The 23,008-nt window shown below is 67.8% G+C and carries 19 protein-coding genes and 1 tRNA gene; 6 read left to right on the top strand and 14 right to left on the bottom strand.

All coding sequences use genetic code 11. The features are described 5' to 3' along the window. Positions 1-130 precede the first annotated feature (130 nt). Entirely contained in the window at positions 131-340 is a 210-nt protein-coding gene (locus NQ038_RS03895) for a hypothetical protein (protein WP_257047726.1), read from the bottom strand. Continuing rightward, a complete protein-coding gene (locus tag NQ038_RS03890; RefSeq protein WP_257047725.1) occupies positions 327-5,381 on the bottom strand; it encodes a DUF4011 domain-containing protein in 5,055 nt (1,684 codons plus the stop codon). The genes NQ038_RS03895 and NQ038_RS03890 overlap by 14 nt, the downstream gene beginning before the upstream one ends. A gap of 118 nt (positions 5,382-5,499) precedes the next feature. On the opposite strand from NQ038_RS03890, the gene NQ038_RS03885 reads away from it, so the two are divergent. The 3 genes from NQ038_RS03885 to NQ038_RS03875 all read left to right on the top strand — a co-directional run bounded on the left by NQ038_RS03885 (position 5,500) and on the right by NQ038_RS03875 (position 6,900). Then, positions 5,500-5,572: transfer RNA gene (locus NQ038_RS03885), tRNA-Arg, on the top strand. Between the two features lie 72 nt (positions 5,573-5,644). Further along, entirely contained in the window at positions 5,645-5,851 is a 207-nt protein-coding gene (locus NQ038_RS03880; protein ID WP_257061864.1) for a hypothetical protein, read from the top strand. Between the two features lie 68 nt (positions 5,852-5,919). Beyond that, positions 5,920-6,900, top strand: coding sequence for a phosphotriesterase (locus NQ038_RS03875; RefSeq protein ID WP_257047622.1), 981 nt, complete (start codon positions 5,920-5,922; stop codon positions 6,898-6,900). Between the two features lie 86 nt (positions 6,901-6,986). On the opposite strand, the gene NQ038_RS03870 is transcribed toward NQ038_RS03875, so the two are convergent. From NQ038_RS03870 to pdxH, 7 genes are all read right to left on the bottom strand, one after another. After that, positions 6,987-8,384, bottom strand: a complete 1,398-nt coding sequence (locus NQ038_RS03870) for a polysaccharide deacetylase family protein (RefSeq protein WP_257047621.1) — start codon at positions 8,382-8,384, stop codon at positions 6,987-6,989. A gap of 208 nt (positions 8,385-8,592) precedes the next feature. Continuing rightward, positions 8,593-9,624 (bottom strand): universal stress protein, encoded by a 1,032-nt coding sequence (locus tag NQ038_RS03865; RefSeq protein WP_257047620.1) that lies wholly within the window; start codon positions 9,622-9,624, stop codon positions 8,593-8,595. Positions 9,625-9,724: 100 nt separating this feature from the next. After that, positions 9,725-10,228 (bottom strand): HNH endonuclease, encoded by a 504-nt coding sequence (locus NQ038_RS03860; protein WP_257047775.1) that lies wholly within the window; start codon positions 10,226-10,228, stop codon positions 9,725-9,727. 429 nt (positions 10,229-10,657) lie between these two features. After that, positions 10,658-11,425 (bottom strand): C40 family peptidase, encoded by a 768-nt coding sequence (locus NQ038_RS03855; RefSeq protein ID WP_257047619.1) that lies wholly within the window; start codon positions 11,423-11,425, stop codon positions 10,658-10,660. 253 nt (positions 11,426-11,678) lie between these two features. Next, entirely contained in the window at positions 11,679-12,536 is an 858-nt protein-coding gene (locus tag NQ038_RS03850; protein ID WP_257047618.1) for a C40 family peptidase, read from the bottom strand. 200 nt (positions 12,537-12,736) lie between these two features. Then, complete coding sequence (locus NQ038_RS03845) at positions 12,737-13,426, bottom strand: metal-dependent transcriptional regulator (RefSeq protein WP_257047617.1); 690 nt, start codon at positions 13,424-13,426, stop codon at positions 12,737-12,739. 137 nt (positions 13,427-13,563) lie between these two features. Then, complete coding sequence (pdxH, locus tag NQ038_RS03840) at positions 13,564-14,238, bottom strand: pyridoxamine 5'-phosphate oxidase (protein WP_257047616.1); 675 nt, start codon at positions 14,236-14,238, stop codon at positions 13,564-13,566. 38 nt (positions 14,239-14,276) lie between these two features. On the opposite strand from pdxH, the gene serC reads away from it, so the two are divergent. Then, positions 14,277-15,419: a phosphoserine transaminase gene (gene serC / locus NQ038_RS03835; protein ID WP_373456775.1), complete on the top strand. Its 1,143-nt coding sequence runs from the start codon at positions 14,277-14,279 to the stop codon at positions 15,417-15,419. A gap of 117 nt (positions 15,420-15,536) precedes the next feature. Here the strand turns inward: serC and NQ038_RS03830 are convergent, their stop codons facing one another. The 5 genes from NQ038_RS03830 to NQ038_RS15580 all read right to left on the bottom strand — a co-directional run bounded on the left by NQ038_RS03830 (position 15,537) and on the right by NQ038_RS15580 (position 19,031). Beyond that, positions 15,537-16,031, bottom strand: a complete 495-nt coding sequence (locus NQ038_RS03830) for a DUF456 domain-containing protein (protein ID WP_257047612.1) — start codon at positions 16,029-16,031, stop codon at positions 15,537-15,539. Further along, positions 16,028-17,293 (bottom strand): MFS transporter, encoded by a 1,266-nt coding sequence (locus NQ038_RS03825; RefSeq protein WP_257047774.1) that lies wholly within the window; start codon positions 17,291-17,293, stop codon positions 16,028-16,030. Before NQ038_RS03825 ends, NQ038_RS03830 begins: the two co-directional genes overlap by 4 nt. 69 nt (positions 17,294-17,362) lie before the next feature. Then, on the bottom strand, positions 17,363-18,250 hold the full coding sequence (locus tag NQ038_RS03820; RefSeq protein WP_257047611.1) for a DUF3027 domain-containing protein: 888 nt from the start codon (positions 18,248-18,250) through the stop codon (positions 17,363-17,365). Then, positions 18,250-18,618: a cold-shock protein gene (locus tag NQ038_RS03815; RefSeq protein WP_257047610.1), complete on the bottom strand. Its 369-nt coding sequence runs from the start codon at positions 18,616-18,618 to the stop codon at positions 18,250-18,252. Before NQ038_RS03815 ends, NQ038_RS03820 begins: the two co-directional genes overlap by 1 nt. 191 nt (positions 18,619-18,809) lie before the next feature. After that, complete coding sequence (locus tag NQ038_RS15580) at positions 18,810-19,031, bottom strand: hypothetical protein (protein ID WP_257047609.1); 222 nt, start codon at positions 19,029-19,031, stop codon at positions 18,810-18,812. 133 nt (positions 19,032-19,164) lie between these two features. On the opposite strand from NQ038_RS15580, the gene NQ038_RS03805 reads away from it, so the two are divergent. Both NQ038_RS03805 and NQ038_RS03800 read left to right on the top strand, forming a co-directional pair. Then, complete coding sequence (locus NQ038_RS03805) at positions 19,165-21,357, top strand: helicase-associated domain-containing protein (protein WP_257047608.1); 2,193 nt, start codon at positions 19,165-19,167, stop codon at positions 21,355-21,357. After that, positions 21,354-22,991 carry a DNA repair helicase XPB gene (locus NQ038_RS03800; protein WP_257047607.1) on the top strand — a complete coding sequence of 546 codons (1,638 nt, stop codon included), beginning with the start codon at positions 21,354-21,356 and terminating at the stop codon, positions 22,989-22,991. Before NQ038_RS03805 ends, NQ038_RS03800 begins: the two co-directional genes overlap by 4 nt. The last annotated feature ends 17 nt before the right edge of the window (positions 22,992-23,008 follow it).

Here is a 23,008-nt window from a genome sequence, read left to right as displayed (position 1 = left end):
GGCACAGGACGGGCGCAGGGCCCGAAGCCCCCGGCACTGACAGTGGGCCGTGTGGACTTCCCGTTATCGGGATAGTCCACACGGCCCACCGTCGTCTTCACACTCAAACGTCGCCCGCGTACCGGGTACCTCACCCCCAGTGTGGGGGCCGCTGAGCCCGCAGCCAGGCGGCCTTCCGCTGCCAGTCCGAGGCCTCGGCCCCGGCCGAATCGTGCTCGCCGGGCGCCTCGTTGCGCAGTGTGCGCCGATAGGCCTCCTTCGCCGCCTGCAGGGCGGCGGCCCTGCGCACGGCCTCCTCCTCGGACTCGGGTGATTCCCCGGAGTGCTCAGGCCCTGTCATCGCCCTCGTCTCGTTCCTCCGGGCGCAGCCCCGCGTCGATCAGGTGCTCCTCGCGCAACAGCGAGGTGTCGTAGCTGGGCATCACGGCCGCCTGGCTCGGCGCTGCGGCCCCCTCGTCCTTTGGATCCGGGTTGTCCGCCGGGCGACCCGGCTGCCGGTCCGAGTCCCCGGCGGGGGTCCGGGCCACGGATCCCTCCGACTCATCGGTCCCGGCGTCCGGCCGCGGGGCGGCGACCGGGGCGAAGCCCTCTTCCCTCCGGTCGGAGACCCGGCGGCGGTAGCGGCCCACGGCCTCGGTCAGGGAATCGCTGAGTTCCACCGCGCGGGGCTTGAGGGCCAGGGCCTGGCGCAGCTGTTCGATGAGTTCGGCATCCGTCCGGTACACGCCATCGGACTGGATCCAGTCGACCATCGCGTCGAGTGCCGCCACCGAATACGCGTGCACGGGCAGCCCCGGTGAAACCTTGGGCCGTGAACCCTGCCGTGAGACCACGACCGCCGCCGCACGCGCGGCGTCGAGCACCGACTGGGGCGAAAGCTCCTCGACCTGCTGCTGCCAAAGGCGCAGCAGCCCATTGGCCTGTTCCTGCGGATCGACGAAGGCCGCCGCCGACCACAGGCGGCGATAGGTCCAGCCCCGGGCCTCCAGAGCCTCGGCGCGCAGCCTCTCGCGTTCCCTGATACTGCCGGTCAGAGCGTAGCGGGGGCCGTCCGATTCGATCGCCATGACCATTCCGGTCTCCGCGGGGGCGGGCTGTTGCGCATTGCCCAGTGGCAGGGCCAGGTCGATCCCGGCGAAGCGCTCCACCGGGGCCAGGCCCCGTTTGCGCAGCCGCCAGGCGATATCGGCCACCAGCGGGTCGTCGCCCACTCCGGCCGCGGCGGCCCTGGCCCTGGCCTCCAGGCGCGAGCCCATGGACACACCGCGCAGGAAGTCCGGCAACAGGGCGGCACCGCCCTTGAGCCTGGTCGGTTCGAAGTCCGCCGGATCGAAGCAGCTGACGACGCTGAGCCGACGCCTGGCCCTGGTCGCCACGGCCGCCAGCAGGCGCTCCCCACCGGGTTCGCCCAGGGCACCGAAGTTGTAGATGACTCGGCCCTGCAGGGTCCGGCCGTAACCCAGCGAGAAGATGACGGCATCGCGGACGATCCCCTGCACCCGTGCGGCATCCGTGACGACGAACGGCTCCTTGGCCCCCGTCGACGAATCCCCGCTGGAGGAGAAGAAGGACGCCACATACGGATAGGTGCGAATTGCCTGTTGGATCGCGGTGGCCACCCGCTGGGCGTGCCACGGCGTCAGCGCAACCACCGCAAGGGACTCCCGCGAACGGGTCCGGGCGTGGCGCAGCACCAGGTCGACGACGCGCTGGACTTCGACTTCCAGGCTCTCCACCTGACCGGTCGCGGTGTCCGGGCTGCCCAGTCCGTCGGGCACATAGGCCAGTTCCAGGCCGGGTCCGTCGTTCGTCCTGGCGCTCGGCAGGGCGCGCAGCATCCCATCGTAGAACAGCCCTGAGAGCATCCTCGACAGCCCCAGGGGCGATTCGCGGTGCGTCGTGTGCAGCTGGTACTGCGGCAGGAAGTCCGCCAGGGCGGAGAACACACTGTCGACCTGGTCCTCGGGGCCGGGTGTGCGCCGGTCCACGGACACGCTGAACTCACGCGGACCCAGCAGGCGCTCATCACCGAGCGCGATGACCTGCTTGGCCCGAGTGATCGCCGGAGCCGCCTCCACAACCGACAACATCGCGGCGTCGGCCAGAATCACGGTGTCGAACAGCGGCACATCGCCGAAGTTCTGCGGCACCTGATAGGGGCTCATCATCCAGATCGGGGCCAGTGCGCCGACGACGTCGGGGGCCTTCTCCGTCATCCGGTCCAGGTGCAGGTAGTCCCCGCGCAGTTCGGAGCGGACCACCTCCGCCTGGTCCTTGTGAGTCTGGATGGCCCGCTTCCACGCCTGTGCGTGGGCGTACCGTAGCCGCTGGGCACCGGCCGCCACGAACGCGGAATCGCACCGCCGGTAGTCCGCCACGATCCGGTCGAGCTCGGCTGCGGACAAGCCGGTGATCTGTGCGTCTTCGGTGGCCATCTGCTGGAGCACCGTCGCCCAATAGGCCAGGTCGAACTCGTCGCCGACCATCGCGTGGCGCACCCGGCGTCCGCGCAAATCGTCCAATAGATCGCCCAGCCCGCCGGCGCGCAGCCGCACCTCGAGCTCGGTGCGCGCCGGCAGCTCCGCCAGCGATTCGCGGTCATCGGCCATCGCCTCGAGCCGGGCCTGCAGTTCCTCGACCAGCATCCCGGCCAGGTCACCGCCATCCGGGGTATCGACCAGCACCGGCATCAGGCGGTCCAGATCGGCGGCGAGTTCCTCGTACACCGCCTTGGCCGAATCCAGGCCCGGCGGAACGACCGGCAGTTTCGCTCCCTGATGGTCCTTGCGGAAGTAGGAGAACTCGTTGAACCGCTCACGCTCATCGCGGACCTCGAGCAGGGCCGCATGCAAGTCCTCGACGGTCAGACCGGAGCGGACGAACTCGCGGGCCTCCCGCTTGATCCGCCCGCGTTCGAACATCCCCAGATTCAGACCGCGTTCCCTACGGTACTCGGAGCTTCCTGTTGCCCCGATGAACAGGTCCAGATCAGCTTCGTAGATATCGGGGGCGAAGCGCTCCAAGGTCTTCTCGATATCGCCCAGCAGGCGCAGGCACTGGCCCCAGTCCCCCACCGTACGCGGCGGGTTGAGATGGGCTGCGCGCAGCACCGGTTCGGCCTCCGCGATCAGCTTCGGCAGCCTGCCAGCAGCGGATTCCGCAACCTGGCGCGCGTCCTCGGCCTGTTCATTGGTATCGAGTTTCGCCCCGAACCACACGGTGTCCTCCACGTCGAGGGTGAAGGCGCCCAGGTTCGAGAACTCCAGCAGGGTCTCCCGCAGGACCTCGCGGGCCGCGGGCGTCGCATCCATCACCTCGGGTCCGAAACGGACCGCGGTCTGGGGACCGGGATCGCGTCCGGTCAGCCGCGCCAGATGCTCCATGGTCGAATGGACCGAGGTCCGCCACGGCTTGCGCTCCCGGTGCAGCGCCTGGGTGTGGTCGCGCAGGCGGCCGCGCAGTTCGGTGAGTTCTTCGACCAGCTTCGCCAGGTCCGGCTTCTGTGCGCGTTCCGCATCGACGATAAGGGAGACCAGCCGCTTGCGCATCCCACTGTCGCCGGCGCGCCCGTCGACCAGCAGATCGGGCAGGCCCGCCGCCGCCAGCCGCCCGGCGAAGGCATCGAGCGCATCAGAGCTGGCCGCGACGTACAAGACGTTCTTGCCCTGGTGGGCCAGCGAGGTCGCGGTCGCCACCGCCACCTGGGTGGCACCCGAGCCGGCGGGGGTGTGGACGACGAAGCTTCCGCCGCCCAGTGCCGCATCGACCACCGCCTGCTGATCACCGTCGACGTCGAGCACGAGGAACTCATCGGCCGGATCGCGGTCGGGCAGGGGCGTGGGCGCCTTGGCGACGTGGCGGGTGCGCCGGATGGGACCCTTGCGCCTGCGCCTGCCGCGTGGGTTCTCCACCGTCAGGCGGCGCTTGTGCGCCCGCCCGGACCCGTCCGCACCGCGCGCAGTCCGTTTCGGGGCCTGGGAACCGGCTGGCTCCATGGCTTCGGCATCGCCTGCCGCGGGCTCCACTTTGCCGGTCGCCTGGCTGGCCGCCGCACTCTGCCACGGCTGGGGCTTGGCGCCATTGTCGGTATCCGAGGCCGCGGCCCGGTCGGATTCGGCAGTCGTGTCCGCGGAGTCCTGCGCCGGAGTTTCGGACCTCGCGGCGTCGATGGCCGGGGAGTCACTTGCCGGGGCCGCGGTTGCCGGGGACTCGGCGGCGCCGGACTGTGCCTGCGCAGCAGAATCCTGTCCCGCCGGCTCCTGCGCTGCCTGTTCCTGCGCTGCCTGTTCCTGCACAGGAGGGGCCGCCGCCGATTCCGCCGGAGTCCGCCCCGGCGCACCGGCCGCGTCGGTTTCTGCGGCACCGGCATCCCCCTCGGCCGATTCCCGCGCCTCCGAGTCCTCGGAGTCCTCGCCCCAGTCGGCCTGGGAGGCGAAGAAGTCCTCGTCGTAGTAGTCCTCGTCATCGTCGAAGAAATCGTCGTCGTCATCGCTGAAGTCGATCGCCACAAGCCCCGCCGGCCCGAAATCATTGACCGGATCATCTTCCGGGATGACCTCGTCATAACCGTCGGAGACCCCGGCGCTGAGCGTGACGGCCGCGGACTCGTGGGGGCCTGGCGCTCCCGGATCCGCCTGCTGGGCGTGCTGTACCAGCGCCTCCCTGGCATCGACGTCGCCGGCCAGGGCGCGCAACAGCGGATTGCCCTCTGCACCGGCGTCGCCCGTGAAGGTGGCGGCGATATTCGCGAATGTCGAGATGACCAGGCGATGGTTGACCAGCAGACCGGGCACGGCCTTGGTCGCGGTCCGCAGGCGGTCGATCACCGGCTGTGGATCGAATCCGTGACCGCGTTCGCGGGTCGCGTCGATCCACGAATCGGCGTCGATGAACACCCCGTGCTCGACCTCCAGGATCGCGCGCAGGGCGGGGTTGATCGTGATGTCGTCGGACAGCACGATCTCGTAGTCCTCGATTTTGGATCCACGCGGGACCAACTGCACATGGCGCAACAGGATCGGGGCGTTGAACTCGTGGCGCAGGCTGCCCTCGCGTTTGGTCCAGGAGGCGAATCCGATGGCCAGTTGGGCGACCGCGATTCCGCGCTCATACCCCAGTTGTTCGTCCTTCTGCCGGATCGAGCGCGCCCGGCGCCTGGCATCGGCGAGCTGCTCGGCATCGCGAATCAGGCTGGACAGGCGCGTTGGCCGACCGGCCAACAGTTGCGCCATGCCGGAGGGGTGCGCGCCGGTGAGCTCGATGAGGCCATCCCGCGAATCGCGGAAGTGCAGCATCGTGTCGCGACCACCCAGCTTGGCGGCCTGTTCCTGCCAATTGGCGAACGCGGCTTCGACGGAGTTCGGCTCAGTAAGTCTAGACACGTAGTCCAGGGTACTTGCATTACCTCCTCACGCTCCAAAGGCACACCGGATGAAGGTGTGTTTCAGAAGCTGATAGAGTAGATTCGGTACTTCACCGGGAAGCCGGTGGATCACTGTCGCCCCCGTAGCTCAGGGGATAGAGCACCGCTCTCCTAAAGCGGGTGTCGTTGGTTCGAATCCAATCGGGGGCACAACCCATCATCGGGTAATGCACGCTCCGCGGAACAGCACTCCGGCCGCAACCGGCCGGATGTTCCCGGGGCGTGTTTGTACGTATGCGCGCCGGCCCCGGAGCGGCGATCGTGGACATCGCCTCGGGCATGGCGCCGGCCCGCCACAAACTCTCGCGCAGCGCGGCCGGTCTGGCGCTCTGGACGGTTTCCCGCGCACACCGCCTTCGACACTGCGGGCCCGTCCTCACCATTGCGGGCGAGGGCGGGCCCGGCTACGCTCGAACCCAGCATCCGTAGGCATTCCACCGGGACCACCGGCGACCTGCGGGCGCAGTCGAAACCTCCAATGACGAAGGGCGAGGACATTGAGCGCAGTCCACACTGTGATGGGGCCGGTCGACCCGGCCGAACTGGGCACCACGCTGATGCACGAACACGTATTCGTTCTGACCGATGAAGTGCAGAACAACTATCAGACGGACTGGGGGTCGGAACCCCAGCGGATCGCCGAGGCCGTTGCCGAACTCCAACGGGCCTATGATGCCGGGGTCCGCACGATCGTCGATCCGACTGTGGTCGGCCTGGGACGCTACATTCCGCGCATCCAGGAGATCGCACGGCAGGTGCCCCTGCAGATCGTCGTGGCCACCGGCGTGTACACGTACACCACCGTCCCGAACTACTTCATGCACCGTGGCCCCGCGCTCAACGCGATGCTCGGCGCAGAGGTTCCCGATCCGATGGTGGATATGTTCATCGGCGATATCCGCGAGGGCATCAACGGCACCGGGGTCAGGGCCGGCATGCTCAAGTGCGCGATCGACCATCAGGGACTGACCCGTGGCGTCGAGCGGGTGATGCGGGCCGTGGCACGGGCCCACCTGGCCACCGACGTGCCGATCACGGTCCACACCCACCCCGGTTCGCAGACCGGCCTGCACGTCAAGCGGGTGATGGTCGACGAGGAGGGGGTGGACCCCTCCCGCATCGTGCTGGGCCACAGCGGGGATTCCACCGATTGCGATCACCTGTCGTCGTTGGCCGATATGGGCTTCACCCTGGGCATGGACCGCTTCGGCATCAACATCGACACCACCTTCGAAGCCCGCGCGGACACACTGGTCGAAATGGTCAGCCGCGGTTATGCCGAACAGATGGTCTTGTCCCAGGACGCCTCCTGCTACATCGACTGGATCGATCCCGTGGCCCGCGCGCAGATGGCCCAGTGGCACTTCACCCACGTCTTCGACGATGTCATCCCCTACGCCCTGGAGCACGGGGTCGACCAGTCCGCCGTCGACACCATGCTCGTCGATGTGCCCCGCCGGGTGCTGGCGGGCGCCTGAACGACCGGGCCCGACCGGAAACAAACGGGGGCCGAGGTTCCCGCCACAGCGGCGGAACCTCGGCCCCCGTTTCGGCAATCCGCCGATCAGCTGTTCGTGATCACCTGCGGGTGTTCGGGATTCGAGCAGCTGAAGTCGACCCGGTAGCCGCGGCAGAAGTAGCTGGCGTCCTTCTTGAAGGGCAGGCCCTTGAACAGGTAGCCGGAGGGAACCGGGTACAAGCCCCGCTTCTTCAGCCCCTTGAAGGTTGCATCGGCTCCGTCGACGGTCCACTTGTGAATCGAGTGCATGAGGAACATCGAACCGGGCTTACTGGTGTTCACCGCGGAATCTATCGTCTTCTGCTTCGACTTGGTCTTCCAGTCGAGGGTGTCGACGTCCCAGATCATCAGGCGCATCCCCGAGGCCTTTTCGACCATCCGGTTCTTCGCACCGTAGGGCGGGCGCATCTGAGTGGGCTTGGGGATACCGGCCTTGACGATCGCCTTGTTCGTCTTGTCGATCTGTTCCTTCACCCCCGCCGCCGACATGGCCGACAGCTGCGGATGGCTCCACGAGTGGTTCTCGATCTCATTGCCCTGGTCGTAGAGCTTCTTGGCCTCCTTGGGGAAGTTGGCCACGTTCTGCCCGATCATGAAGAAGGTCGCGCGCACATCGTTGTCCTCGAGCGCCTCCATGATCTCATCGGTCAGTTCAGCATTCCCAGGGCCGTCGTCATAGGTCACGCCCACACAGGGCAGCAGACCACAGGTGTAGTCCGGCAGCCAGGTCTTGGAGTCCTTGGCCGGGGTGAACGAACCACTGCCCAGGGCCTCACGCACCTGCTGGCCCAGTTCGGACAGATCGCCCTTGTCCACGGCCTGGCCGTCGATGGTCGGCAGGGCCTTGTCGTCGACTCCCAGCGCCGCGCCCTCGCCCAGTTTGGACGCATCGGAGAACAGCGCCGAGGCCGGCTGGGTCTTATCGTCCTTGACGTTCGTGACGAACGACGTGTGGCCGGTCTGGCCCTTGACCGTGGCGTCCACGGTGGACAGAATGTAGTCCCCACCGGCTGCGATCACCCGGTTGCTCACCGTCACGCCCTTGGACTGGTCCGAGGCAAGGGCGGATGCCGTGGGGATCGCGGTGGCCCCGGCGGCCTCGCCCGAGGTGAAGTCGGCTTCGTCCCAGCGTTCGCCCGGCTTCGTGGTCACCGGGTCGAAACCCTTGTGGGTCCCGAAGGCCCCACCGGACTTCAGGTCGGCGAGGATCGCCTTCTCCATTTCCTCATTGAGACTGGAGGTTCCGCGCAGACCGAAGAAGTGGGCGTCCACGGGGACCTTCGTCGACTCGCCGTCGTCGACGATCGCGTAGCTCTGCAGGCTCTTCTCCACCCCCTGGGGCAGGCCGTCGTAGTGCACCGAGTCACCCCCGATGCCACCGCCGCCGCCCGAGGTGCAGCCGGCCAGCAGCAGTCCCGCCACCGCGGTCAGGGCAGCGCCCACCTTCGTATTTCGGCCCAGGCCGCGCCTCGGCCCCGATCCACTAGAAATTCCCACTGCTGATCCCGCTTCCTTGTCCACCACGCAACAAACCAATGGCCCGGGGCCGGATCATTCCGAACCCCGGGCCACTCAACACCCTAATACCTTCACGCTTGACGAAGTTCGCAGGGATGGGTGCTTTGACTCACACCGTGCGTGCCGTCCTACCTCACTTGAACAGCTTCTCGCCCGCCACGCGCACGACCATGGTCGGGCACTTGGCATAGGGCAACACGGACTGCGAGGTCGATCCCAACAGCAGACCGGCGAACCCGCCGCGTCCACGCGAGCCGAGGACGAGCAGATCGGCGGTGTCCGATGCGCGCACCAGGACCTCCGAGGGCTGCCCGTCGAACAGGGTCCAATCGACCTTGAGGTCGGCGTACTTCTCGTTGACCGCGGCCTGGGCCAGCTTCAGCTTGTCGGATCCCTTGCCGACGAACTCGCTGAGATCGGTGGTGCTGGGCAGCCATTCGGGGCCGACCACGGTGGTCGTGATAACGCCCAGGATGTGCAGGGGCAGGCCACGGGTCACCGCGTACTCCGCAGCAGCCCAGAGAGCCGGGGACTCCTTGCCGAGCGCGTCGATGCCCACGACCACGGAACCACCGAAGTCCAGGCCCGCTGCGTCTTCGACGGGCAGGTCGATATCACCGGCGGCGCGGACGCTGAAGTCATCACCGGCGGCATTGCGGATCGGCCGCGATGCGGTGGGCTGGGCCTCCCGCTTGGAATCCGTGCTGAAGGCCGTGGGAATCACGACGGTGGGGCACTTGGCGTGGGCCGGCAGCGCGCTGGGCACCGAACCGAGCAGACGGCCGGCGAATCCGCCGCGGCCACGGGTGCCGACGACTGCCAGAGTGGCCTGCTTCGATTCCTCGACCAACACGCCCGCGGCATCGCCGATCTCGATGACGGCCTCGACCTGGACACCGGCCTGCTTGACCCGGCCGGCTGCTTCCTTGAGCGTATCGGTCACCGCGGCGCGCACGGCGGAATCGTCGATCGGCACATAGGACACATCGATGGACGCCGCTGCAACGCTGGGCACCGTATAGGCGCCGACGAGGCGAATCGAGCGATCCGTCGCCTGCGCGTACTCGATCGCCCACGACAGGGCGTTGTTGCTGGAATCCGAACCGTCGATGCCGACGACAACGGCCTGGGCGTCTGCGACCTCCGGGGTCTTCTGATCGCTCATTCGATTCTCCTCACTTAGGGCCAGTCTCCACTGGCATCAATGCTTTGCGGGCTGACATGACCAGCCTAACGCCTACAGGAGTGGTTGAGTCCGCGTTCCGTCATGCGGCTGACGGAAGTTCAAGGAATGGACGCCAGGCCGGGGCGGGATCGTCGAGATCCGGTAACCACCAGGCCTGCCCTCCCGGAACGAACGGGGAGAACAGCAACCGCCAGCCAATCTCCTCGGGCAGCGCATCGCCCTTGCGGTTATTGCACGCGCGGCAGCAGGCCACCAGGTTCAGCCAGCTGTTCTGCCCGCCTCTGGAGCGCGGCAGGACGTGGTCCACCGTATTCGCCGCATGACCGCAATAGCCGCACCGGTGACGGTCCCGGCGCAGCACCCCGCGGCGGGAGACCACGGTGGTCGAACCGGTGGGCTGCCGGACATACCTGCGCAGCAGGATGACGGCGGGCTGTTCGACCGTCAACCGCTCGCTGTGAATGGTGCGCCCAGGCTCTACGGCCAGCACACTGGCCTTCTGCCCCAGCACCAGCACGATCGCCCGGCGGTAGGGCACGACCGACATGGGCTCGTAACCGGCGTTGAGCACCAGTGTGCGCAGGCTGCTGTGCGCCCGGCTCATGCGCCCACTCCCACCGCAGAGGCCTCCTGCCGATCCAGTGCCCGTGGACGACGAAGGGCGCCGTGCACACGCACGGCGCCCTTCGTCCGGCGCGCAGACGCGCCGTGAGTGGCAGGGGCTATTCGCCCACCGCCACCGAATATGTGGTCTATCCCGCTGGTTCTCATGGCCATGACACCCGCTTCCCCACGCAGAACCGGTCCGCCGGATGCGGACGGTCCCCAGCGCGGTCGCTGTCCAGTGCCGCACCGGCTGTGCGGCACACTCATTTCCAGCCTACAGACAATGATGTCCCCTGTGGTGAAAACCACAGGGGACATCATTCAAGATTAAGCGAACACTCAGTGAACGACCAAGAGGAGGAAGCCCGTCGTCACCAGTGCCCAGTGTCAGTTGGAGCGCGGTGGCTCAGAGAACGCGAACGAACTGCGCACCCGCCGAGACCATCCAGTTGATCGACCGGTAGCTGGTGTCGACCCGGGGATTGCCCGCGTCGTACATCATGCCGCCACCGGCGTAGATGCCCACGTGGCCGGGGCTCCAGATGATGTCACCGGGCTTGGCCTCGGAACGGCTGACGATATGGCCGGCCCTGTGCTGTTCTCCGGAGGTGCGCGGCAGGCTCACGCCCACCTTGGCGAAGACGAACTGAGTGTAACCGGAGCAGTCCCAACCCGAGGGGCTGGTGCCGCCGGAGACGTAGGGCACGCCCACATACTGCTTGGCGATGCCGATGACCTTCTGGGCCTTCGAACCATCGGGGATCGAAACGGACTTCCCGGCCGACTTCCCCGCGGATTTCCCGGTGGCGCCGGCGGCGGTGCCTTCGGCTGCAACAGCCTTCTTCGGCGCCTTGGTGGCCTTCACGCTGAGGTTGACGACCCCCGCAGTGGAGGAATCCTTGGCCGATTTCGCCACAGGCTCGACGCTGATCGACTTCTGTGCTTCGAACGACTCGGTCTGCTGCGAGCTGGTCGCCTTGTCCGCATTGTCCTTGTCCGTGCTGGCGACTGCGCTGGGCAGGCCGGCAGCGACGACCAGACCACCGGCGGCGGCCACAACGGCCGCGCGGCGTCCGACCACGCCCGAGTTGGCGTTGAGGGCTGCGGTGAGTTCTGTCAGGGGGGTCTTCACGCGGGTATCCGCGCGACGGCGACCGTGCTGCTTCTGAGTCAAGGGGGTTCCTCCGCGATCATCACAACCGGCCCGGTGATCCGGCGCCGCGTTTCCGTGGATCGATCGCAATCGTTTCGTTACAAAAACTGACAGGCTCTACCGTAACGAATCCGAACCGAATTGTCACGTTTCGGTCACGAGGATCACAGATCAACATACATTCGGGGCCACACGAGCAGTGCTCGCGTGGCCCCGAAAGCGCCTGTACGCGCTGTCGGCGGACCGGTCGCCGCCGGTCCGCCGACAGCGGCTATCAGCCCACGCGCACGTAGACCGCGTCGCTCATCCAGGCGGTGGAGGTGTAAACGGTGCCCACCCGGCTGTTGCGGGCGTCGACCATCTTGCCGCCGCCGGCGTAGATGCCGACGTGGCCCGGATGCCACATGATGTCGCCCGGCTGGGCCTGCGACTTGGGGATCACGGTACCGGCGGACTTGATCGCCCCGGAGGTGCGCGGCAGGCTCACGCCCACCTTGTTGTAGACATACGACACGAAGCCCGAGCAGTCCCAGCCGCTGGGCGAGGAGCCGCCCCAGGAGTAGGGCGCGCCGACATAGCCCTTGGCGATCGCCACGGCCTTCTCACCGCGCGAGCCGTTGGAGGGCACGGAGACGTGCTTCGAACCCGAAGAGGACTTCTTGCCCGAATCACCGTTGCCCGAGGACGAAGAAGACGAAGAACCGGAGGACGAAGAACCATTGTCGGTGGCCGACGGGGTGACCACGGGTGCGGGCTTGGGCGCCTTCTTGGCGGTGACGTTGAGCGTCACGGCTCCGGCCTGCACCGAGTCCTTCTTATCGGAGTCCTTCTTATCGGCCTTGGACGCGGCCTTCGCCGCCGGGGCGACCTTCAGCGCATCCTGGCTTTGGAAGTCGGTGGCGTCCGCCGAAACCTTCTGCGCGGCGGTGGAGGCTCCGGCATCGTCGGCCTTGGCCGTTCCCGACATCGCGGTGGGTAGGCCGGCAGCCACTGCCAGGCCGCCTGCGGCCGCGACAACAGCGGCCCTGCGTCCCACCACCCCGGTGTTGGCGCTGAGCGCGTCGGCAAGTTCGGTCAGCGGGGTCTTCGCTCGCGTGTTTGCGCGGCGGCGACCGTGCGTCTTGTTCGCCAAGGGAATGTCCTCCAAAGTATGCGGGGCGCCCGGTCCGGGCGACCGAGATCAACCCTAACGAAATGATCACGGTAAGTCACGTTTTGGTTACGATTCCCAGCTGGGACTCAGATTCGGCCCTCCGAGTTCCACGACGCACTGGACCCCCGGCGGATGATCCGCCGGGGGTCCAGTGCGTCGTGGAACGTACAGCACGCCGTTCAGGCGGTGATGGGGCGGACGAACACGTGCGTCGCCGTCTCCACCGGCAGATCCAGCACATCTTCCACATCCGGCGCGCTCAGCGTGATGTATTCGCCCTCCGGCCGAGAGGAGACCTTGGCTCCGGGCATGACGCCGGTCTGCCTGAACTTCTCCAACAGATAGTGGTCGACCTGCAGGGGTTCGGCGAACCAGGCGATCTCCACATCAGCACCGGTGCGGCCACAGGCCGCCGCCAGGGAGATCACCGGTTCGGGTGCCGCGGCTTCGACACCCAGCTTGTCCAGGCCGGGGATCGGGTTCCCATAGGGCCCGGTCTGCAGGTTGGGCAGCAGCTTGACCAGCTTCTCCTCCACCTGATCGCTCATCACATGCTCCCACCGGCAGGCCTCATCGTGGATGAGCACCCAGTCGAGGTCGATGACATCGGCCAACAGGCGCTCGGCCAAGCGGTGCTTGCGCATCACCGACATGGCGTGCTCACGACCCTCTTCGGTCAGTTCCAGCCTGCGGTCGGGGTCGACGATGAGCAGCCCGTCGCGCTCCATTCGCGCCACGGTCTGGGACACGGTCGGCCCCGAATGGTCCAGGCGTTCGGCGATCCTGGCGCGCAGCGGCGTAATGCCCTGTTCCTCCAGTTCGACGATGGCCTTCAAATACATTTCAGTCGTGTCGACGAGATCGTTCACAGTCCCCTACTTTGTCGTGTCTGCAGACTCGATAGCCACTCCGGCTATCCACCCTGCCCTAATCCTACTGGGAAGAGCAACCGGATTCCCCGATTCATTCCCGTCCCCGGCTATCGTTTAGGTCAGCCTACATAAAATCACGGATTCAAACGCACGACACTCCAGTCCGCACCGCTGTCCAAGGGATGTAATTCCCCGTCGATCGTGGTGTAGACGAAACGATCGTGGAACCGGTTATCCCGTCCCGCCCAGAACTCGATGTCCACCGGCCGCACCCGGTAACCGCCCCAGTGTTCGGGCCGCGGCACGTCCACCCCCGCGAAGCGCTCGGCAACCCGTTCGTACTGCTCCTCCAGGCCGTCCCTGTCCGCCACCGGGCACGACTGCCGTGACGCCCAGGCACCCAGCTGCGACCCCCGGGTGCGCTTGGCGAAGTAGGCGTCGGATTCCTCCGCGGTGATCTTCTCCGCAATTCCGCGCACCCGCACAGAGCGCTGCATCTCGTGCCAGGGGAAGACCAGCGCCACGTGGGGATTCCCGGCGATCTGGCGGCCCTTGGCCGAGTCGTAGTTGGTGAAGAACACGAAGCCGGCGGCATCGAAGCTCTTGAGCAGCACGATCCTGGCATCCGGGCCCGCCGCATCCGCTGTGGCCACGAGCATCGCATTGGGTTCGGCCAGTTCCGCCTGCGCGGCGGTGTACCAATCGGTGAACTGGGCGGCCGGATCGGCCGCCAGATCGTCCGTGATGCCACGATGGTATTCGACACGCTGTGCCGCCAGATCCAGGATCGCCTTGGGAATGTCCGCCATATGTCCAGCCTACCCGGCCCCGGTTCACACGCCGTAGAATGGTCTGGGTGAGCACTGATACAGCAGACACCATCACCATCCCCTCCGACCTCCTGCCGGCCGATGGACGCTTCGGCTCCGGACCGGCCAGGATCCGTCAATCCCAGGTCGACGCCCTGAGCGCCGCGGGACGCACCGTGCTGGGCACCTCCCACCGGCAGAAGCCGGTGAAGGACCTGGTCGCCCGCATCCGTGCCGGCGTCTCCGAACTCTTCTCCCTGCCCGCCGGCTACGAGGTCGTCCTGGGCAACGGCGGGTCCACCGTGTTCTGGGATGTCGCGACCTTCGGCCTGGTCCGCCGGAAGGCCGTACACGCCCAGTTCGGTGAGTTCGGCTCGAAGTTCGCCAAGGCCACCCGGACCGCGCCCTGGCTCGATGAGTCGGTCATCGTCGATGCCGCACCCGGGACCTCGGCCGTGCCGACTGCGGTCGACGGTGCCGACGTCTACGCCTGGCCCCACAACGAGACCTCCACCGGTGTGGCCACGGACATCGTGCGCCCCGCGGGGATAGCCGAGGACGCCCTCGTCGTGATCGATGCGACCTCGGCGGCCGGCGGCCTACCCGTGGACATCTCCCAGACCGATGTCTACTACTTCGCCCCGCAGAAGAACATGGGCTCCGACGGCGGCCTGTGGGTTGCCATCATGAGCCCGCGCGCTCTTGAGAGGGCCAGGGAGATCAAGGACTCCGGCCGCTACATCCCCGGTTCCCTCGACCTGGTCACCGCGATCGACAACTCCGCGAAGGACCAGACCTACAACACCCCGGCCGTGGCGACCCTGTTGCTGCTGGCCGAACAGCTCGAATGGATCAACGGCAACGGCGGGCTGGGCTGGGCCACCGCGCGCACCGCGGAATCCTCCAGCATGATCTACGACTGGGCCCGGACCAATGCCCACGCCCAGGCCTTCGTGACCGAGCCGGCCGACCGTTCGGCGGTCGTCGCCACCGTCGACTTCGACGACACCGTCGATGCCAAGGCCCTCGCAGCGGCTCTGCGCGCCAATGGGATCGTCGACGTCGAGCCCTACCGCAAGCTGGGTCGCAACCAGCTGCGCATCGCCACCTTCGTTTCAGTCGAACCGGCGGACGTCAAAGCACTGCTGGCCTGCATCGACTACGTGCTCGAGCGCCTCTGAGCGAAGTGTAGGCCCCCGACACACGAGGCCGCCCCTCCCGTAACGGGAGGGGCGGCCTCGTCCGATTGCGCCCGGTGGCGGGCCCGGACGCCCGCCTGGAACCCGGCGACACGGGTACTAAAGGAAGTACACCAGCGCCCCGACGGCGAACGCCCCTGCGGCCACCACGGCACATCCGAACTCGATGATGATGCCGATGCCCAGCGCTTTGAGCACCACAAGGGTCGCCTGCCAGGCCGGGCCCCAGTCGCGCAACCGCAGATACTCCATCAGCAGCAGGCCCGCGACGAAGCCCAGGGGCAGCCCAACGACGGGGACGACGAAGAATCCCACGATCCCCAGCAGGCCGGCCACCAGCTGTGACCTACCGGGTATCCCCCGGTCCTTGAGCCGGCGCCCGGTGAGCACCCAGGACGAGGTCATCCCGGCCACCGCGCACACCCCGGCCACCGCGGTGGCGGCCCAGCTGCCGGGGCTGTTCAGGACGAATCCCCACACCAGGGTCGACACCAGGATGAGGATGCTGCCGGGCAGGACCGGCACGATGATGCCCAGACAGCCGACCAGGATGCACACGGCGACGATGAGTGTGGTGATGAGCTCCGGCGTCATTGATGCCCGTCATAGGTGAAGTGGATGATCCGCCGCGGATGGACCCGCGCTCTGTGCACGCGCATGTTCTTCGCGAAGACCATCCAGGTCACGCCGATCAGGATGCCGATGACTCCCGAGATCCCCCCGACCAGCACCGCGGCCCGTGGCCCCAGCCAGTCGGCGATGAAGCCGGCGAACGGCGCGCCGATCGGGGCCCCTCCCATCACGACCGCCATGTAGATTGCCATTACACGGCCGCGCACCGCGCCCGGTGTGGTGGTCTGGACGTAGGCGTTCGCCGCGGTCGACATCGTGATCGAGGCGAAGCCCACGAAGATCAGCGTCACGGCGAATGCGGAATAGGTGGGCATCAGCGCGGCACTGACGGTGGCCAGGCCGAATCCGCCTGCCGCTGCGAAGATGAAGCGCAGTCTGGGACGTTCCCGTTTGGCAGCCGTCAGGGCTCCGGCCAGCGAACCGATCGCCATCACCGAGTTCAGCAGTCCGAACCCACTGGCATCGTGGTGGAACTCCAGCTTGGCCATCGTGGAGGTGAAGATGTTGAAGTTGTATCCGAAGGTCGACACGACGAACAACACACTGAGGACGACCACGATGTCGGGCCGGGTGCGCAGATACGAAAATCCGCCGGTGATCGACTTGAGCCCCTGCCCCTTGGGCCGGCGGGCCGCCGGATGCAGCTTCGAGGTGTCCAGGGTAACCAGCACCAGGATGGTCGCGGCGAAGCCCAGCCCGGCGATCAGGAAGATGGGACCCGCGCCGATCAGCGCGGTGAGCACACCGGCGATACCGGGTCCCACCATGCGCGCCCCGTTGAACGACGCCGAGTTCAGCGACACCGCATTGGGCACCAGCTTCTCGCCGACCAGTTCGGAGACGAAGGACTGGCGCGCCGGCGAATCGACCGTGGAAACCAGCCCCAGGGCCAGTGCCAGAACGTAGACGTGCCACAGCTGGATGACCCCGGAGAGCATCAGCCCGAACAGGATGAAGCCGTTGATCCCCATCAGCGCCTGGGTGATGATAAGCAGTTTGCGCTTGTCGAAGCGGTCGACGATCGACCCGGCGAAGGGGAACATGATGAGCTGCGGCCCCAGCTGCAGGGCCATCCCCACACCCAGGGCCGTCGCATCGTTATCGGTCAGTTCGGTCAGGACGATCCAGTCCTGTGCCGTGCGTTGCATCCAGGTGCCGGTATTGGACACCAGGGCGCCGGAGAACCAATTGCGGTAGTTGCGCTCGTGGAGAGACTGGAACATCGAACTCAAGGTGTAGCGCTCTCCTTCCGGACCCGCAGCGCCGGTACGCCGCCGAACCGCTGCGTCGTATCAGACTGTTGTGTCCTCGGGTCGGGCATGACCGCCGTCCGAACCGGCCGGGATCATCTCGAACACCTCGGCCCGGTCGTCGACGACCGGTTCGGCTTGTTCAACAGGTCGTTCCTTCGGCGCGGTTTCCGAATGCGCTCCGCAGCCGGCGGCCAGGGCGACCACCCGGCCGTCGAAGGGCGACCACTCGTTGGCGCACACACCGAACTGGGTGCGCACCGCCCCCGCCATCGGCAGCAGATAGCCGCAGCTGCCGCAGTGTGCCGTGGAGTTGCGGGCGAATTCGCCGTCCGCACCCGATTCCGCCCCGGCCCAGCGCGCCGCCGCGTTCGAAATGCCCTCGTTCGACAGCACCCGCTCGCGGCCCAGACCGAACTCGAAGTTCGCGATCTGGTCGACGTTGTCCCCGCTCGTATTGTCCTCGTCCTGCCGCACCGGCACCTGCTGATAGCCCGGCTGCAGGTTCGGATCGGTGTCGAGCTTGGGCAACACGTCCTTGGGCGCCATATCGCCTGGGCGCACACGTTCGCGCCAGGGCACCCAGTCCGGCGCCAGCAGGGCGCCGTCACCGGGCAGCAGTGCGGTCTCGCAGACCGTGACCTTCTTCGAACGAGGGGCCCTGGCCAGTACCGCGATCCAGTGCCAGCCCCGATATGCGGGGTCGGTGCAGGCGAAGGTGTGGGTGACCAGGCGCGGCGATTCCTCCACGCACCCCAGGTGTTCCCCGATGTGGGCGGCGCCCGCGACCTCGACGATCGCCTCGCGCGCCACGTCGACGGCCGCGGCCAGCACCTTGTCCGGTGCCGTTGTACGGCGCCGCGGTGTCTTGACCGGGGCAGGGGCTCCGGCGCGCAGCGAGGTCTGCCATTCGGCGAATAACCCGCTCATCAACCCTCCAAATCGTCGGCGATGTGCCGCAGGACCTCTGCGACCTTCTTGGAATGCCCCACTTCGGGGAAGCGTCCCAGGTGAAGGCCGGCGGAAGTGTCCTCCAGCAATCTAATCACATCATCGATCATCGCGGCGGTCTTCTCGGGATCCCGCCGCACCCGGCGGGTGGGTTCGACGACCCGCGCTTTGAGCACCTGTTTGCCCTTGCGCCCGTCGACGACGTCGAAGTCCAGGCGGGTGCCCGGCTGGACTTCTGCGCCGGCCGGCAGCGCGGAGGCGTGTAGGAACACGCGTTCGCCGTCATCGGTGGTGACGAAACCAAAACCCTTGTCGGCGTTGAAGAATTTGACTCGACCGGTGGGCATGACTTCCTTTCCTCGTAGTGGTGGGGTACCGGCGCTGCGCGCCCGCCCCTGTGTGCTCCGCACCGCGCGCGACCACCCGCGCGAACGCGTGATCCGCCGATGAGCGGAGGAGAATGAGTTGATGGAGGGACCTGTGAAATATGGAGACTCCGACGGCGCTCCCCGCTGTGGGCCGCTGGACGGTCCCCGGTTCAGGCCCGACGGGCCCGGATCAGCCGGAGGAACTCCACCATCAACAGGATGAACGCGATCGGCAGCGTGATCATTCCGATCCAGGTCAGCGTCCGCGACGGTGTGGCCCCGGCCAGCGCCATGATGAGGACGACCACGATCGACAGGCCGCCGATCACGGCCAGCACCACGCCGATGCCCAGCATCACCGCGTCCACCCGTGTCGATTCAGTCTTGTCCACCGTCGCCCCTTCTGGCAGCATCGTCCCAACGCAGACGAGTCTACCGGTTGAACCCGGTGTCCGCCGCCGCGGGTACGAGCGTACCTGCCATCTCACATCCCGCATCCGGCCGGGCGGCACTAAAATGTCACGAGTGCCCTCGCTCCAATCGTTCAATGCCTGGCTGGCCCACTGCCCCGAACCCCGACTCCGCGCGATCCTGAACACGCGACGCGATCTGCTGCGCCGCGATGCCGCGAACACGCAGCGGATCGCCGGCGCCGCCGGAACCCGTGCCGGGGTTGCCAGGGGGCTGGAGTCCTTGGACACCGGAGCCCTCCAGTTGGCCTGCGCGCTGGCCGCGCGCTCCCGGGTGACGCCCGACGTCTCCTTCGACGAACTGCCCGCCGGGCTCGATCCGCGGGCCTTCGACACATTGGCCGATACCGCGTTGATCTGGCCCGCCGGGGCGGAATCCCAGGACTCGGCCGAGCCGGCCTCCATGCGCTGGCGCATCCAGTCGGAGGCGGTCTCCCTGCTGCCCACGAGCGCACGGGACCAGTCCAATCCCCCGGCCTGGCTGCACGCCGAACCACCCAGGGCTCCCGTCATGGCGCCGGTCTCCCAGGCGATTGCCCGCAACGCGCAGGCCGGTGCCGCAGCCCAGGTGGTGGGCGATATCGTGGCGCTGGTCCGCGAGGTCGCAGCCCGCCCGGCCTCCCAACTGGTCAAGGGCGGGATCGGCAAACGCGACCTCATGTCCTACGCCTCGCGCACCGGCGCGGGGGCCCACCGCAGCGTGCTCCTGTTGGAACTGGCCGGCCGGCTGGGCCTGCTGGGCGTCGGCGGACCCGATGCCGACCCCGTGTGGTTGCCGACGAACGTGTTCGAGTCCTTCGCAGCCGGCGACCGGGCAGCCGCCTACGCCCGGGTGGTCGAGGCGTGGCTGGCCCTGCCCGTCGAGGTGGGCCAGGTGGTAGCCGGGCGCGATGGCACCGGTGCAGTGGTCCACGCGCTATCGTCGCTGGGGCACAGCCCCACCTCGCCCTTCTCCGGTTTCCCGATCTCGCAGCCGGTGATGCCACTGACCCGGTACCTGCTGCTGACGGATTTGGACGCCCTGGGCGCGCGCGGCGGCTTCGCGGCCGCTGCGGCTGCGATCGTCGAGGATTTCACGTGGCACCATCCACTGCTGCCCAGCGCCGACGAACCGGTCCTGACCGAGATCCTGGCCGAGGCCGAGTACCTGGGCCTGGTCACCACTCCCCTGGCCCGACCGGACTCCTTCGGGCTGACCCCGGTGGGAGTGCGGCTGGCCGCGCACCTGGCCGGTGCGATGCCGCGCTCGGGCAACCCGCTGCCCTTCGACCTCGAGCGGCTCACGGTGCCGCAGGGCTGGACCGACCTGGTCGCCGGCCTCCTGCCGCCCCTCGAGCGCACCGTCGTCCTGCAGTCCGACCTGACCGCAGTCGCCACAGGGCCCCTGGAACCCACCGTGGCGACCGCACTGGAGCGGGTGGCCGATGTCGAGACCCGCGGACAGGGCACCGTGTTCAGGTTCACCGAGGCCAGCCTGCGGCGGGGGCTGGAGGACGGGCTGAGCGCCGCGGACGTGCTCGCCCTCATCGCAGGGGCCGCGGATGGCCCGTTGGTCCCGACCCTGGAGTTCCTGATCGAGGAGACCGCCGCACGGATGCACCGGGTGCGCCTGGCTCCGGCTCGTTCGGTCATCGTCGTCGACGATCCGGACGACCTGACGCAGATCGTCAACGAGCCGATCCTGTTGACCGCCGGCATCGAACAGCTCACCTCGACGGTGGCCACCGCCAGGGTCAGTCAGGAACGACTGGCCGAGCTGCTGGCCGCCGCCGACATCCACACCCTGGGCGCGCAGAGCGAACACACAACGACGCTGCCCGCACCGATCACCGCGGTCGCGCCGATCAAGCGCCGCAGCCTGCGCGTGGGCGACCGAGAGCTCAGCGACTTCGAGGCCGCCCTGCTGACCGAGCGGGCGACCGGCACCCCGGGGACTCCGGCAGCACCGGTGACGGTGGCCGATCGACTGCGCGAGGTCTCGGCGACCGGCGCCGAGGTCGTCCTCGAGACCGTCTCGCACACCGGCGAGGTCTCCCAGCTGCGCCTGTACCCCACCGCGGTGACTGCCGGACGGGTGCGCGGCCTGCGGGTCCGCGGGCACCGCGGAGCGGCACCGGCACCGCTGCGGGCGGGCGCCGCGGGCCTCTCCGAGGTCTCACTGCCCCTGGCCCGAATCCGCTCGGTGCGCCCGGCCGGCGAGCCCGGGGGCACAACACCGAATCCGTCTGCGAAGGGAACCGAGAAGTGAACGGCCCGCTCATCGTCCAGTCCGACCGCACACTGCTGTTGGAGGCCGGCCACCGGCTGGCCACGGAGGCTGCGATCTCGATCGCGCCCTTCGCGCAGCTGACGAAGACCCCGGAGCACGTGCACACCTACGAGATCACCCAGCTGGGCCTGTGGAATGCGCGGGCCTCGGGCCATGACGCCGAGTCCGTCATCGACACCCTGCTGCGCTATGCGAAGTACCCGGTGCCGCACGAACTCCTCCTGGAGATCGTCACGACGATGGAGCGCTTCGGCGTGCTGGTGCTCATCCAGTCGCCCGTGCACGGCCTGACCCTGACCAGCACCGACCCGGCACTGCTGGGACGCCTGGTGGACCATCCCGATATGCAGGGCGTACTGGGCAAACGGATCGACGAGGGCGCCGCGACGGTGTTCCCCTCGGAACGCGGCGAACTCAAGCACCGGCTGCTCAAGCTGGGGCATCCGGTGGCCGACCGCGCCGGCTACGTCGACGGTGAGGCCCACAGCATCGGGCTGTCCGATGACGCCCACTCCGGCGACTGGCACCTGCGCGATTACCAGGAGCGGGCCGTCACCTCCTTCCTGGCCGGGGAGTCCGGTGTCGTGGTGCTGCCCTGTGGAGCCGGCAAGACGATCGTGGGGGCCGCGACCATGGCCCGGGTCAATACGACCACCCTGATCCTCGTGACGAATTCGGTTTCCGCCAAGCAGTGGAAGGCCGAACTGTTGCGGCGCACCAGCCTGAGCGAGGACGAGATCGGCGAATACTCCGGCGCGGTCAAGGAGATCCGTCCGGTCACGATCGCCACCTACCAGGTGCTCACGACCCGGCGGGGCGGCTCCTATCTGCATTTGGAACTGCTCGACGCGCGCGACTGGGGCCTGGTCATCTACGACGAGGTCCACCTGCTGCCGGCGCCGGTCTTCCGGCTCACGGCCAGCCTGCAGGCGCGCCGTCGACTGGGCCTGACCGCCACCCTGGTGCGCGAGGACGGTCGCGAGGACGAGGTCTTCAGCCTGATCGGACCCAAACAGTTCGAGGCCCCGTGGAAGGAGATCGAGGCGGCGGGCTTCATCGCCACCGCCTCCTGCCACGAGGTGCGGGTCCGGCTGCCGCGGGACATGCGCGCGACCTATGCCAGGGCCGACGGCGAGGACCGCTACCGGCTGGCGGCGACCTCGGAGTCGAAGATCGAAGCGGTCACCTCCCTGGTCAAGCGCCACGCCGGCAGTCAGATCCTGGTCATCGGGCAGTATCTGGACCAGCTGGAGGAGCTGGGGCGGGCACTGGACGCCCCGGTGCTCACCGGGCGGACCCCGGAGGGCGAACGCGAGCGGCTGTACGCCGATTTCAGGTCGGGCGAGCTGACCGTCCTGGTGGTCAGCAAGGTGGCGAACTTCTCCGTGGACCTGCCGAGCGCCTCGGTCGCCATCCAGGTGTCCGGATCCTTCGGGTCCCGGCAGGAGGAGGCCCAGCGACTCGGCCGGATCCTGCGCCCCAAAGCCGACCGCTCGGCGGCGACCTTCTACACGGTGGTCACCTCGGACACCGTGGACGAGCACTTCGCCGAACACCGCCGCCGGTTCTTGACCGAACAGGGCTATCTCTACACGATCGACAATCTGCGCTGACTCCGGCCGGTCCGCGG

The organism is Brevibacterium sp. 50QC2O2 (assembly GCF_024580675.1).
In the GTDB taxonomy this organism is placed as follows: Bacteria; Actinomycetota; Actinomycetes; order Actinomycetales; family Brevibacteriaceae; genus Brevibacterium; species Brevibacterium moorei.
Note: the sequence above shows the minus strand (reverse complement) of the source record. Positions and strands in the feature narration are given on the sequence as shown.